Raw genomic sequence first — 12,441 nt, 5'->3', positions numbered from 1 at the left:
CCGGGTCGAGCGCACCTCGTGCACACCGGCTCCCCGGGGTCTCGGCCCAGGGGAGCCTTTTTTGACGAACCCCTCAGACTGATAAATTGGTGCCAGACACCTTTTTATCACCGTGAAACCGATATACCAGCGCCGTGTGAGCAAGGAGAGATGATGGCAGAGCAGCAGGAGCAGGGACGCCCGGCCGACGCGCCGGAGGCGGCCTCGACGCTGAACGACGAGCGCGCGCACCGCTTGGCCAAGCGCGCCGCGATGCTCGAGGCGGGTGCCGACCCGTATCCCGAGCATTCCGAGGTCACGGACCATGTGGCCGATATCGAGGCGGCCTACGCCGGCCTCGCCGCCGGTGAGGACACCGAGGACGTGGTGAGCATCGGCGGCCGCGTCATGGCCAAGCGCGGCCAGGGCAAGATCGCGTTCGTGGTCGTGCGCGACCCCTCCGGCGAGATCCAGCTCTTCTGCCGCGTGAACGACATGCGCCCGGAGGACTGGGAGCTTCTCGGCGAGCTCGACCTCGGCGACATCGTGGGTGTGACCGGTGTGGTGGTGCGCACGAAGCGCGGCCAGCTCTCCATCGCGCCGAAGCGCCTCACGCTGCTCTCCAAGGCCGTGCGCCCGCTGCCCGAGAAGTTCCACGGCCTCTCCGACAAGGAGACCCGCTACCGCCAGCGCTACGTGGACCTCATCATGAACGACGACGTGCGCGAAACCTTCCGCAAGCGCTCGGCCATCATCTCGGCGTTCCGCCGCTACATGGAGGACAACGCCTACATGGAGGTGGAGACGCCCATCCTGCAGACCATCCAGGGCGGCGCCACCGCAAAGCCGTTCATCACGCACTTCAACGCCCTCAACCAGGAGTGCTACCTGCGCATCGCCACCGAGCTGCACCTGAAGCGCCTGCTCGTGGGCGGCTACGAGCGCGTGTTCGAGATCGGCCGCATCTTCCGCAACGAGGGCATGGACCAGACGCACAACCCCGAGTTCACCACCATGGAGGCCTACCGCGCCTACAGCGACCTCGACGGCATGAAGGAGCTCGCCGAGGGCGTCATCAAGGCCGCGAACAAGGCCATCGGCAACCCCGAGGTCATCGAGTACCAGGGCCAGACCATCGACCTGTCGGGCACGTGGCCGAGCCGTCCCATGACCGAGATCGTCTCCGAGGTCATGGGCCGGGAGCTCACGCTCGACACGCCCATCGAGGAGCTGCGCGCGGCGGCCGCCGAGTGCGGCATCGAGGTCAAGCCCGAGTGGGGCGCCGGCAAGCTCATCGCCGAGATCTACGACGAGCGCGGCGAGGATTCCATCGTGAACCCCACCTTCGTGTGCGACTACCCCGTGGAGGTCTCGCCGCTCGCCAAGCGCTTCGAGGACGACCCGCGCCTCACGCACCGCTTCGAGCTCGTCATCGCCGGGCATGAGTACGCCAACGCCTTCTCCGAGCTCAACGACCCCGTCGACCAGGCCGAGCGCTTCGCCCGCCAGATGGAGGAGAAGGCCGGCGGCGACGACGAGGCCATGGAGTACGACGAGGACTACGTGCGCGCGCTCGAGTACGGCATGCCGCCGGCGGGTGGCATCGGCATCGGCATCGACCGCGTGGTCATGCTGCTCACCGATTCCGCGAGCATCCGCGACGTGCTGCTCTTCCCGCACATGCGCCCCGAGAAGGGGAGCGCGAACGGCGCGGCCGCCGCGAAGGCCGCCGAGGCCGCGGCCGCTTCCGGCGCGAGCCCGTTCGTCGAGCCGAAGAAGCCCACGATCGACTACGGCAAGGTGAAGGTCGAGCCGCTCTTCGAGGACTTCGTCGACTTCGACACGTTCAGCCGCTCCGATTTCCGCGCGGTGAAGGTCAAGGCGTGCGAGGCCGTGAAGAAGAGCAAGAAGCTGCTCGCGTTCACGCTCGACGACGGCACGGGCACCGACCGCGTGATCCTCTCCGGCATCCACGATTACTACGAGCCGGAGGAGCTCGTGGGCAAGACGCTCATCGCCATCACGAACCTGCCGCCGCGCAAGATGATGGGCATCGATTCCTGCGGCATGATCATCAGCGCCGTGCATGCCGAGGGCGAGGGCGACGATGCCGAGGAGCGCCTGAACGTGCTCATCGTGGACGACAGCATCCCCGCCGGCGCGAAGCTGTACTAGCTAAGGAAGCTTGCTGGGCTTCGGCCTGCACCACGTTGCAGGGGCGTGACCGAACAGATACGGAATGCAAGGGCGACCACCCGTTTGGGTGGTCGCCTTTTTGCTATCGATGCGGTAGAAACGCGCTAGCTCACGTCTCCTGTCAGATTAAAACAAACAAAATAATCTGTGAAACACAGAAATATGTATTGAATCAAAAATCAAATCATCTATAGTGAAGACGGTGGTCCGACGGTGGCATCTACGCGGAAGGACTGATGCATCCATGAATATGGTGAAACTCGGCGATACGGGCATCGAAATATCGAAAATCGGCCTAGGAACATGGGCTATCGGCGGAGGTCCGGCTTGGAACGGTGATCTCGATACTCAGGTGTGCATCGATACGATTCACAAAGCGGGCGAGGTGGGCATCAACCTCATCGATACCGCTCCCGGCTATAACTTCGGCAACAGCGAAGTTATTGTTGGCAAAGCGCTCAAGGGCATGAATCGCAAGGACGTTATTCTTGAGACCAAGTGCGGTATCGTGTGGGAGCGCACAGGAAGCCTGTTTAACAAGGTGGGTGACCGTCAGCTATATAAGAATCTCACCCCTGAATCGGTTCGGGAGGAGATTGAGGCGAGCCTCGAGCGCTTGGGAACTGACTACATCGACATCTACATGACCCACTGGCAGTCGGTCGAGCCGTGCTTCACGCCTATCGAGGAGACTATGGAGGTCTTGCTTGATCTAAAGCGCCAGGGGAAGATTCGCGCAATCGGCGCTGCGAACGTCACGACCGATCACATCAAAGAGTATTTACGCTGCGGAGAGCTCGATATCATTCAAGCTAAGTATAGCCTGCTTGATCGTGCCGTCGAGGACGAGCTTTTCGATCTTTGTCGCGAGAACAACATCGTTATCCAGGCGTATTCTCCGCTTGAGCAGGGTCTCCTCACCGGAACCATCGAGAAGGGCTATGTGCCCACTGGTGCGCGCGCGAACAAGAAGTGGTGGCAGCCCGGGAACCTCGAGCGCGTTATCGACATGCTCGATAGCTGGAAGCCTCTGTGCGAGAAGTACTCGTGCGGCATCCCCACGCTTGCGCTCGCTTGGGTGCTCGCGCAGGGTGACTTCATCTCCATTCTGAGCGGGTCGACAACGCCTGAGCAGGTCGAGGAAAACATTCGTGCGGTTCAAATCGGGCTTACGAAAGACGATGCCGATTGGATGCGCGAGCAGGCCGAGCTGCTCGACGCGTAAGACGGCTGGTTTAGGGGGGCGTACCGCGTGTCACGCCCCCCGATACGTGCATTTTTGGGTGCGAAGAAAAGGGGAGCGACGTGATGACGACAGCAAGGCTCGGCGACATGGATGAGGCATACGAACAAAAACGGATGCCCGAGACGGAGGAGCCGAACAGCGATGCCCGGATTGATCGCTTGCCGGAGACGTTCTGGCGTTGGAAGATCTTTCTCATGTCCGGCCTTGCCGTCCTGTTCGCATGGAGCAACTATGTGAGCGGTCTCGTGCTCGCCCAGCTAACAGCTATCGGCTGGGTTGATGCGACCAGCAGCGCCTTGTTCACCTCAGTGTATATGGCGGGAATGTTTTTCGGGTCGCTTCTGGGTGGCGTCATCGGTGATGCTATAGGTCGACGAAAGGGCTATTTACTCTTTGTCGGCCTCCACACCCTCTGCATGTATCTCGCTGCTGTTGCGCCGAATATCGAATTGCTTACGGTGATTCGTGCGGTAATGGGATTTGGATTGGGCGCGCTGCTTGTGACGATCTTCGCTGGGTTTTCTGAATATGTTCCCGCGGCGACGCGTGGGACCTGGATGGGGAGAAATTCGTTTCTGGGCAACTGTAGCAATCCCATTTCGTCACTTCTGGCAACGCTTGTTACGCCACTCGTAACCGCAGATGCGAACTGGCGCCTCATGTTCGCGATCCCCGCCGTGCTCTCTACATTGGTATGGCTATGGGCTTGGCGGCAGTATCCCGAATCGCCACGATGGCTTGAAAGCCGGGGGCGCTTCGCCCAGGCTGCGCGCGTATTGAACTCCATTGAGGATGAGGTCGAGCGAGAAAGCGGCGCCCCGCTGCCACCTGTTCACGCACACGCCGGTGCGTGCGGGGATTGTGCCTCGTCCGCGCATGAGGAGATTCCGTATAAGAGCCTTTTCCACGGCGACTTGCTGCGACGTGTCGTGCTCGGAGCGTTCGTGCTCGTGGCCATGAACGTGACTGCGTACACTCTGATGACGTGGCTCCCGACGATCCTCTTGCTCAAAGGCATCGATCTCAACAGCTCGTTCGCGCTTTATACCGTCATGGCGATAGGTGCGCCTGCGGGTGCCTTTTTAGGCATGCTGCTTATGGATCACCTGTCAAGAAAGGTGATGGGCATCGGGTTGTTGCTCATCATGGCTGTTCTCGGACCGGTGTTCGCGCTGCAGCAAAACCATCTTGCCATCTGCGTGTTGGGGTTTTTGCTCCAGGTTGTGGTAGAGATGTACGTGGTTTTCTCATCTGGTGTATATGTGCCCGAGATTTGGCCGACGGAGGTTCGGATGCGTGGATCCGGCCTTGCGAATTCGATAGGGCGTTTGAGTGGCATCGTTACGCCATTTTGCGTGGCCGCTCTTCTGAGCGCTTCGGGTGTGGTTCCGGTGTTTCTCATGATGTCCTGCGTGGCGCTGTCCACGGCGGCGGTCATCGCTCGGCTCGGGTTCGATACGCGTGGCATGACGGCGGAGGAGATCGGCAATGTAGCCGTTGGTGGTCATGCCCGGGCATAAGTGCAGATATGGATATAATGACGCTAGAGGGAGGGGTTCCATGCAAGCTCCGCCCGTCCCGCTAGCTAGGTGTAAATGAGGTGCAATATGGTCGCCCAAAGTCGGCGTCAGTTCATCCAAGATGAGCTGTCTCAGACAGGCAAGGTCGTTGTCTCTGATTTGAGTGAACGGCTCGGTGTTACCGAAGAGACTATCAGGCGGGATTTGGAGCGCCTCGAAGCGGATGGCGTACTCAAACGGACATACGGTGGAGCCATTCCGAATCCGGAGCGCCGCTTGGTGACCGATGTCCAGTACTACAAGCGTGCCGCTCAGCGCGTCGATGAAAAGCGCAAGATTGCTCGGAATATGCTCCCCTTACTCGAGCATGCGCACACGGTCGCGGCAGACTCGAGCAGCACCACAGGAGAAGCTATCAAGCTTATCAAGGACCGTTCCGATTTGACGTTGCTGACCAATTCGACAGCTGCCCTGCAAGAGCTTGTCGATGGCAAGTTGTCTGTTATGGTTCCGGGCGGTGAGTTTCATCGCGGTACGCTCTCTCTACGCGGTGAAGCAACGAAATCGGCTATCAGACGGTATCGCGTGGATGCGCTTATCTTTAGCTGCATGGGCATCGACGAGAATGCCGTATTTGACAGCAGGCCGGAGGAGACAGAGGTCAAGCGCACGTTCATTGACCAGGCGGAAACGGTGATTCTCCTCGCGGATCATACGAAATTCGGCCGGGCGGCGTTTGTGCGTGTGGCATCGCTCGACAAGATAGACTATTTGGTAACCGATGAAGAGCCGAGCGAGGCATGGAAAGCGATTTGTGAGGAGCACCAGATAACGCTCGTGTATTAGAAGCGATGACCATCTGTGTGATACCGAAGGTAATTCGGTTGAGGCTGTAAGTGAAGCGCATACGGACGGGGTTCGACGGGCTGTCGGACTCCGCTCGCATTTCATATTAGCTATAAATGTTTGAAACACAGACTGGTAAGACCGTTTAGCGCTAAAAATATGCCATTCACAGATATATTTCTTTGAAATCCAACAATTTGCGTCTGAAACACAGAATTAGCCCTATACTCGTCACTGCAAGGCGTTTGAAACACAGGACCACCACCAAACGCCTGCGATTGGCAGCAGAACGAGGTAAGGAGAGCTCATGCTGTATCAGGAGACCAGGGAAGAGGTTCTGAAGTTCGCGGTGAAGTGTCTCGAGCACGGTCTGATTCACGGCACCGCCGGTAATGTTTCCATGCGCGTTCCCGGTGAGGAGGCGGTTGTCATCACGCCGAGCGGCATTCCGTATGACACGCTGAAGCCCGAGGATCTCCCTGTCGTCTCGCTGTGGGGCGAGGTCATCGATGGCGATTTGAAGCCGTCTTCTGAAACCCCCATGCACACTGCTATTTTCCGTGCTCGCGCGAATGTGAACGGTGTGGTGCATACGCATTCCATGTATGCAACGGTTATGTCCATCATGCAGAAGGAGATTCCAGCGATGGTGCCGCCTTCGAGCGCGTTTGCGCCCGTGCCGTGCGCGCCCTTCCAGCTTCCCGGCTCGAAGGAGCTCGCCGAAACCGTCGTTGCGACGCTTGGCGAGGATCATCTTGCTTGCACCATGCAGAATCATGGTCAGATCACCTGCGCTCCCACGCTTGCAATGGCTTACAAGGGTGCCGAAACCGTTGAGGAGTGCGCGCAGATTGCCTACCTCGCATATCAGGCGGGTTCCATGCAGGGTCTCCCCGAGGACGCGCGCGTAGAGCTGCGTCGTCGCGCCTTGAAGGGCCAAGCCGTATAAAGAGTAGGTAGTTTTCGGTCGTTGAGTTCGCACTTGTAGAAAGGACGTGCACTCATGAAGGAATTTCGAATCCTCGGTGTCTGTGGAGCAGGGCTCTCAACCTCGACCACGGTGGCGCGCACCCTCCAGGTGGGTATGCAGGAGCGTGAAATGCCCGCACAGATCCGGACCTGCAGCGTGCAGGAGGCAACGGGCACTATCGAAGGCTATCAGCCCGATGTGATTCTCGCTACCGTTGCGACCACCTCGTTCGAAAACCCCAGCGATGCGAAGGTGTTTTCGGGTGTGCCGCTGCTGACGGGAATCGGTTCCGACGAGCTGCTCGACGAGATCGTTGAGTATCTCAAGAGCGTCTCTGCCTAGCGAGTGCACGTAGCTATACCCGAAGGGGTTACGCCTGAAAAGGGGGTTGTACATGGAAATCGTCCTTAACTTTGTCGAGACGATCGTCGGCCTGGGCGCCTTTGTCATGATGCCTGTCATCCTGTTCATCATGGGTCTGTGCTTTGGCATGAAGGTCAAGGACGCCGCACGCGCCGGTATCATCGTCGGCGTCGGCTTTAAGGGCATCTCGCTCACCACGGGCCTCATTACCGAGACCATGACGCCACTCGTTCAGAAGCTCCAGGAGCTCTGGGGGTTGGGACTCGAGGCGGTCGACGTGGGCGTTCCCGTCGTGAGCGCCATGGCGTTTTCGGATGGCATCTTCGTACTGTGCATGATCGCCACGCTGCTTGTCGTCAACGTGATTCTGATTCTGCTTAAAGTGACCAAGACGCTCAATGTTGACCTGTGGAACTTCTGGCACTACCTGTTCATCGGAGCGATGGCGACGGTCATCACCGGTAACATGGCAATCGGTATCGCAATCGGCGCTGCCTATTCGGTCTGCAACCTGATACTTGCCGATCGTAACCAGGACATCATTTGCGAGGTTTGCGGCGAGCAGTATCGCGGTCTGTCCTTCTGCACCATGGCGTTCCCGGTTTTGGTGCCGTTCGTCCAGGGCATCGACTGGATCATCGACCATATCCCGGGTGTGCGCAACATCAATCTCAACCTGCGCAACCTTCCCAAGGGCTTGTCGTTCATGAGCGAGCCCTCCATCCTCGGCCTGCTCATCGGTGTTGTACTTGCGCTTCTCGCACAGTACACGTGGGATCAGGCGCTTACGGCGGGCATGAGCCTCGCCGCCGCCATGGTGCTGCTGCCCCGCATGATTTCCATCTTGGTTGAGGGCCTGTCCTCCATCGTTGCGGCTGTCCGCAAGTTCGTTACCAAGCGCATGCCTGGTCGTGAGCTCCGCATCGGCATGGACTTCGCCCTGCTCGTCGGCGATCCCGATATGATCTCGCTCGGCCTCATCATGACCCCGATTTCGCTGCTGCTTGCCGTCGTGCTTCCCGGCAACGCCGTACTGCCCGTCATCGGTCTGACCAATCTGAGCTACATGATGATGGCTCCCGTGATCGGCACCAAGCGCAATATGTTCCGCGCCTTCATTGCCGGCATCATCTGCATCATCGTCGTGTTCTATACCGCCACGTGGCTGGCTCCGCTCATCACCCAGGTGGGCGTCAACGTCGGCCTGCTCGAGCCCGGTGGCGTGTACTCGCTCTTCAACACGGGTGAGCACATCGGTACCGTGATGCTCATGCTTCTCTCGTTTTTCTTTAACTAGGAGATTTGAGGGGCGGGTGGGGCGAAATGAGCCTGCCCGCCCCATTTTTTTCGGACTCGCTACCTTGGCGGTCTGCTTCCATAACAGCTTATTTGATTCGGAGGTTTCCAATGGATATGCCGAAGAGGGATGAGATCGTTGAGATTTTCTCAAAGGCGATTTCAGGCGGTTATGCTATCCCGCACATCAACCATTCTGACTACGGCGATCTGATAGCCATCGCCGAAGCGGGTCGCGAGGCCCAGACGCCCATTATTGCTGCGGGCACGATGATGACCACGAGCGCAATGGGGTTCGATAAGATTTCGGCCATCGCGCACATTCTCGCCAGCGAGGGCGAGACACCATTTATCTTGCATTGCGACCATTGCCCCGATCCTGTGCTTTGCAAGCAGGCTGTGGATGCCGGATACAATTCGGTTATGATTGATGCTTCCGATAAGCCTCTCGATGAGAACATCGCTATCGTGAAGGACGTCGTTGAATATGCGCACGCTTGCGGGGTTTTCGTTGAAGCTGAAGTAGGCCATGTCGCGCATGGCGACGGCGCCTCTTGGGATGCGAACGTTGACGAGGCGGTCAAGCTCATCGAGGCTACGGGAGCGGATGCCCTGGCGGTTGCCATTGGTAGCGAGCACGGTTTCTATAAAGAGCCGCCGAAGCTTAATTATGATTTGCTTAAGCAGGTGAGCCAAGCCCTGCCGAGTGTGCCGCTCGTGCTTCACGGCGGTTCGGGTATCCCCGCGGACGATGTGCGCCGCGCGGTGCGCGATGGCATCCGCAAAGTGAACGTGGGTACTGACGTGCGTTGTACCTATGTCGCCGGCCTGCGTGATGCGATTGCGGAGATGGGTATCGAGCGTCATACTCAGGACATCATCGCCTTTGCTCAGGCGCGTGCTAAAGAGAAGATTTTCGACGTGATTGAGATGTGCGGTTCGCGCGGCAAGGCGTAGCTAGAGGAGGAAGCGATGATTGACGCAGAAGATCTCGATCTGTTGAAGCCCGAGCTCGCGTTTACCGACATCGAGGCGGACGATACGGAAGATCTGTTTCAAAAGATGCTCGCTCGACTTGAGCCCATGGGCTATACCAAGGAGAACTGGCTTGATGCGATGATTACGCGCGAGCGGGCCTATGCCACGGGCTTGCAGACGCCGACAATCGGCGTGGCCATTCCGCATGCGGACAACTGCGTGAACAAAGCATATATCGCCGTGGTGAAACCGGTGAAGCCCGTGGTGTTCCAGCCGATGGGCGGTATCGGAGATGAGGTGCAGGCTGAGCTCATCATCAACCTCGGCATTGTGCGTGAGGGCGGCCAGGTGGATATGCTCCAAGCGCTCATGAAGGTGTTTATGGACGATGCCGCTGTGGCCGATATCATGACCCAGCACACGCCCGAGGAGCTCGTTGCCTGCATCAAGCGTCATCTTGCGTGATGAAGCTGGAACGTCAATTTGTTACATGAACTGAGGGGCTGCCGGGATGTGCTCGGTAGCCCCTCGAGCGCGTTAGGCGCGGATCAGTCTTATATCGTTTCCGATGTTCCGTTGTCCTTACCAGAGAGTATTATGGGTGAGGTGCACCTAAAAAGAGATGCCATCAGGTAAAACGCTTCCGGTGCGAGGTCAATCCTTTGGGGAATCATCTCGTCCACCTTCGAGCGCATCTAAGAGACATGAGGCCGCGCGCATGGCATCTTCCCATGTGACATCCCGCGCGTAATCTGATTTCGACTGGTAGCGGAGCCACATCTCTTTCATCCGTTCGTCGTCTTCGACCTCGCTTAGGATGAGTCGCGCATTCTCAGGCGACGGGTTTGTTCCCCGCTTGGCAAAGGTTGCCCTGATCGCCGCTTTCAGGGTGTGCGGTTCTATGGAATCGCCCTTCACTTCGAGGAGCACGAAGATGTCGTAGAAGTCGCGCATTCTCGTGTTGGCGACACCGCGAGAGATTATGGTCTCGAGCTTCTCTGCGAGCAGGGTTTCCAGGTTGTACGCCATGATGGGAATCTCGCCGTCTTCGAGGAGGCGTGGGTAGCCGAGCTCGATTGCTCCCGGCGTGATTGGGTCGTCGGTCGAGAAATCAAGCTTCATGGGGATTCGGGCACGGTCGAGAAGGGTCTCCATCGACAGTCTGATTCCCGGGTAGTCGTGTTCGTCCATGATGCGGTCGACCGACTTCACATGGAAGTCCATCCCGTCGTCCGTCTCGATCATGCAGATTTCTTCGACGACCCGTATGATCTCATCCTCCTTCAGCGTGATGCCCTCCACCGTCGCGTCGATGTCCATGGTTGTGCGCATGGAGACGCCGACGAGCGCCGTGACGAGCGCCCCACCCTTAACGATGAAGCGACCCCTCCACGGCGAGCGCGCAAGGCGATCGAGGAACCGCTCCATGGCGTACAGGCGCATGGCTGTCTGAGCCTTTGCGCTATCGCTGCCGACGAGGTTCTTGATGCGGTCCATAAGTTGACGCGAGCTGGTGATCATAGGAGCACCTCCAGATAGGTTGCAAGCAGGCGCTCGACCGAGAATGCCCGGGCATAGCGCATGAGGAGCGGGATGTCACGCTGGCGCGACCGCGCGTAGCCTTTGAGGGCGGAAAGCAGCTCCTGCTGGTCGACCGTGGTTCGGCTGCGCAGGAGGTCCACGAGGGTTCGCTCGCGGTCGTAGCACCGTACGAGGTGGCCGAAGGGAGTCTCCGCTACGCAGAGTCCGAGCTCCAGCAAATCAGGTCTGACCTTGTATACCTTCACGCCATCGTGTGTGAGGGCGGCTGAGCCCGTGCCGGTGGCGAGGGTTGCGGTTACCGTTGCCGGCTCTCGTTCTGAGAGCCCGAGCAGGAACAATGCGGTCTCATGGGAGAAGATGAGCTTGGGATAGCGGAATTGGAACACATGCAGGGGGTCCTCCCAGGACGCGGGGTCGCGATAGAGCCCCCGCGCCTCGCGCGTGAGCCCCATCTCGTGCGCATAGAGGGAGACCGCCTGCGGTGAGATTCCGCGATTCATCGCCTCCCTGCAGGAGAGATAGCCGTTTCCCTCGTCGATGAGCTGCTCGAGCTGCTCCCGCTGTGTCATGCCCGCCCCTCTTCTAGCTAAATTCAAGCCCAAATCATATATCAAATGGGCTTAAACTTCAAAAGCATCAATGAGGTGTTTGCAGCTCTACAAAGGCGGAGTACACCAAAAGAAGCGTGAGAAGACAGAGCAGAACAAAGGGCTCTGTATGAGTTGATTCGCTGCAGGGTATGCGGGGGCGCGTTAAGGTGAGGGGCCTGCTCCCGTGGAATTCCAGGAGCAGACCCTTCAGGAGATCGTAGGGCGATCATGGGGTGTTGTGGACGGGTCGCGTATCGCGCTGCCTTGGGACGCGAGCGGCTGCGCCGTATTCGTTACTTGCGGTTTGCGATAAGCTGCAGCGCGCCGATGGCAATGCAGACGATGCTCGCCAGAACGTAGAGCCATCCGCCGAAGGCAAGGCTCACGCCATCCTCGAGCGTGATGAAGAGGAAGATGAGTCCAAGGACGCCAGCGGCCAGGGTGGCGATGTCGCCCTGCTTGTTCTTATAGACGAACGCGGCGATAAGGGTGCCGATGCCGGGGATGAGGTAGTACAGGTTGCGGATCTCGCCGTCGATGTGCGAGCCGTAGAAGTCGACGCCGAACGTCATCTGCATGGGGCTCATGTCGAAGATGCCGTAGATGCTGTAGAACGGCAGGAAGAAGGCGATTACGAGCACGGCGCCGGCGATGATGCGCGCGAGGGGCAGGATGCCGCCGAGGTTGCCGGCGAGGCTGCCGAGCTGCGAGGCGCCGCTCGCGATGGGCGAGGGGGTCGGCGCGGAACCGGGAACCGGGCCGGGTACGGGGCCGGGAACCTGACCGGGGGCGGGAGCACCCGCAGGCTGCGCGTCGGGCGCAGGGGCGCTCGCGGGCTGCGGGATGGGCGCGCCGCAAGCACCGCAGAACTTAGCGCCGTCCTCGTTCTTGGCGCCGCATTTCGGACAAAACATA

12 protein-coding genes are annotated in these 12,441 nt (G+C 59.1%); 9 read left to right on the top strand and 3 right to left on the bottom strand.

The window, feature by feature from the left end:
- The first annotated feature begins 153 nt into the window (after positions 1–153).
- The 9 genes from lysS to BN423_RS04635 all read left to right on the top strand — a co-directional run bounded on the left by lysS (position 154) and on the right by BN423_RS04635 (position 9,859).
- Positions 154–2,154 (top strand): lysine--tRNA ligase, encoded by a 2,001-nt coding sequence (lysS, locus tag BN423_RS04675; protein WP_019239109.1) that lies wholly within the window; start codon positions 154–156, stop codon positions 2,152–2,154.
- Between the two features lie 265 nt (positions 2,155–2,419).
- Positions 2,420–3,400 carry an NADH-dependent methylglyoxal reductase gene (ydjG, locus tag BN423_RS04670; protein WP_019239108.1) on the top strand — a complete coding sequence of 327 codons (981 nt, stop codon included), beginning with the start codon at positions 2,420–2,422 and terminating at the stop codon, positions 3,398–3,400.
- A gap of 83 nt (positions 3,401–3,483) precedes the next feature.
- Complete coding sequence (locus tag BN423_RS04665) at positions 3,484–4,941, top strand: MFS transporter (RefSeq protein ID WP_019239107.1); 1,458 nt, start codon at positions 3,484–3,486, stop codon at positions 4,939–4,941.
- An 87-nt stretch (positions 4,942–5,028) separates the two neighbouring features.
- Positions 5,029–5,787 (top strand): DeoR/GlpR family DNA-binding transcription regulator, encoded by a 759-nt coding sequence (locus tag BN423_RS04660; protein WP_019239106.1) that lies wholly within the window; start codon positions 5,029–5,031, stop codon positions 5,785–5,787.
- Positions 5,788–6,094: 307 nt separating this feature from the next.
- Positions 6,095–6,736 (top strand): class II aldolase/adducin family protein, encoded by a 642-nt coding sequence (locus tag BN423_RS04655; RefSeq protein ID WP_019239105.1) that lies wholly within the window; start codon positions 6,095–6,097, stop codon positions 6,734–6,736.
- A 54-nt stretch (positions 6,737–6,790) separates the two neighbouring features.
- Positions 6,791–7,099, top strand: a complete 309-nt coding sequence (locus tag BN423_RS04650) for a PTS sugar transporter subunit IIB (RefSeq protein WP_019239104.1) — start codon at positions 6,791–6,793, stop codon at positions 7,097–7,099.
- A gap of 52 nt (positions 7,100–7,151) precedes the next feature.
- Positions 7,152–8,417: a PTS transporter subunit IIC gene (locus BN423_RS04645; protein WP_019239103.1), complete on the top strand. Its 1,266-nt coding sequence runs from the start codon at positions 7,152–7,154 to the stop codon at positions 8,415–8,417.
- Between the two features lie 110 nt (positions 8,418–8,527).
- Entirely contained in the window at positions 8,528–9,373 is an 846-nt protein-coding gene (locus BN423_RS04640; protein ID WP_019239102.1) for a class II fructose-bisphosphate aldolase, read from the top strand.
- Positions 9,374–9,388: 15 nt separating this feature from the next.
- Positions 9,389–9,859 carry a PTS sugar transporter subunit IIA gene (locus tag BN423_RS04635; RefSeq protein ID WP_019239101.1) on the top strand — a complete coding sequence of 157 codons (471 nt, stop codon included), beginning with the start codon at positions 9,389–9,391 and terminating at the stop codon, positions 9,857–9,859.
- Positions 9,860–10,048: 189 nt separating this feature from the next.
- Here BN423_RS04635 and BN423_RS04630 read toward each other — a convergent pair whose 3' ends face one another.
- The 3 genes from BN423_RS04630 to BN423_RS04620 all read right to left on the bottom strand — a co-directional run.
- Complete coding sequence (locus BN423_RS04630) at positions 10,049–10,915, bottom strand: nucleotidyl transferase AbiEii/AbiGii toxin family protein (protein ID WP_019239100.1); 867 nt, start codon at positions 10,913–10,915, stop codon at positions 10,049–10,051.
- The gene (locus tag BN423_RS04625) at positions 10,912–11,505 is read right to left on the bottom strand and encodes a type IV toxin-antitoxin system AbiEi family antitoxin domain-containing protein (protein WP_019239099.1); all 594 of its coding nucleotides are present in this window, start codon (positions 11,503–11,505) and stop codon (positions 10,912–10,914) included. Before BN423_RS04625 ends, BN423_RS04630 begins: the two co-directional genes overlap by 4 nt.
- 314 nt (positions 11,506–11,819) lie before the next feature.
- Positions 11,820–12,441 (bottom strand): zinc ribbon domain-containing protein (locus BN423_RS04620; protein ID WP_019239098.1); only part of this gene is annotated, 622 nt, incomplete at its 5' end.

Origin of the sequence: Enorma timonensis (assembly GCF_000321165.1) — a bacterium.
In the GTDB taxonomy this organism is placed as follows: Bacteria; Actinomycetota; Coriobacteriia; order Coriobacteriales; family Coriobacteriaceae; genus Enorma.
This window is presented reverse-complemented; position numbering and strand designations above follow the sequence as displayed.

What these genes read in the sequence shown, in the direction of transcription:
- lysS (WP_019239109.1), top strand. Translation starts at nt 154, where the DNA reads ATGGCAGAGCAGCAGGAGCAGGGACGCCCGGCCGACGCGCCGGAGGCG.
- ydjG (WP_019239108.1), top strand. Translation starts at nt 2,420, where the DNA reads ATGAATATGGTGAAACTCGGCGATACGGGCATCGAAATATCGAAAATC.
- BN423_RS04665 (WP_019239107.1), top strand. Translation starts at nt 3,484, where the DNA reads ATGACGACAGCAAGGCTCGGCGACATGGATGAGGCATACGAACAAAAA.
- BN423_RS04660 (WP_019239106.1), top strand. Translation starts at nt 5,029, where the DNA reads ATGGTCGCCCAAAGTCGGCGTCAGTTCATCCAAGATGAGCTGTCTCAG.
- BN423_RS04655 (WP_019239105.1), top strand. Translation starts at nt 6,095, where the DNA reads ATGCTGTATCAGGAGACCAGGGAAGAGGTTCTGAAGTTCGCGGTGAAG.
- BN423_RS04650 (WP_019239104.1), top strand. Translation starts at nt 6,791, where the DNA reads ATGAAGGAATTTCGAATCCTCGGTGTCTGTGGAGCAGGGCTCTCAACC.
- BN423_RS04645 (WP_019239103.1), top strand. Translation starts at nt 7,152, where the DNA reads ATGGAAATCGTCCTTAACTTTGTCGAGACGATCGTCGGCCTGGGCGCC.
- BN423_RS04640 (WP_019239102.1), top strand. Translation starts at nt 8,528, where the DNA reads ATGGATATGCCGAAGAGGGATGAGATCGTTGAGATTTTCTCAAAGGCG.
- BN423_RS04635 (WP_019239101.1), top strand. Translation starts at nt 9,389, where the DNA reads ATGATTGACGCAGAAGATCTCGATCTGTTGAAGCCCGAGCTCGCGTTT.
- BN423_RS04630 (WP_019239100.1), bottom strand. Translation starts at nt 10,915, where the DNA reads ATGATCACCAGCTCGCGTCAACTTATGGACCGCATCAAGAACCTCGTC.
- BN423_RS04625 (WP_019239099.1), bottom strand. Translation starts at nt 11,505, where the DNA reads ATGACACAGCGGGAGCAGCTCGAGCAGCTCATCGACGAGGGAAACGGC.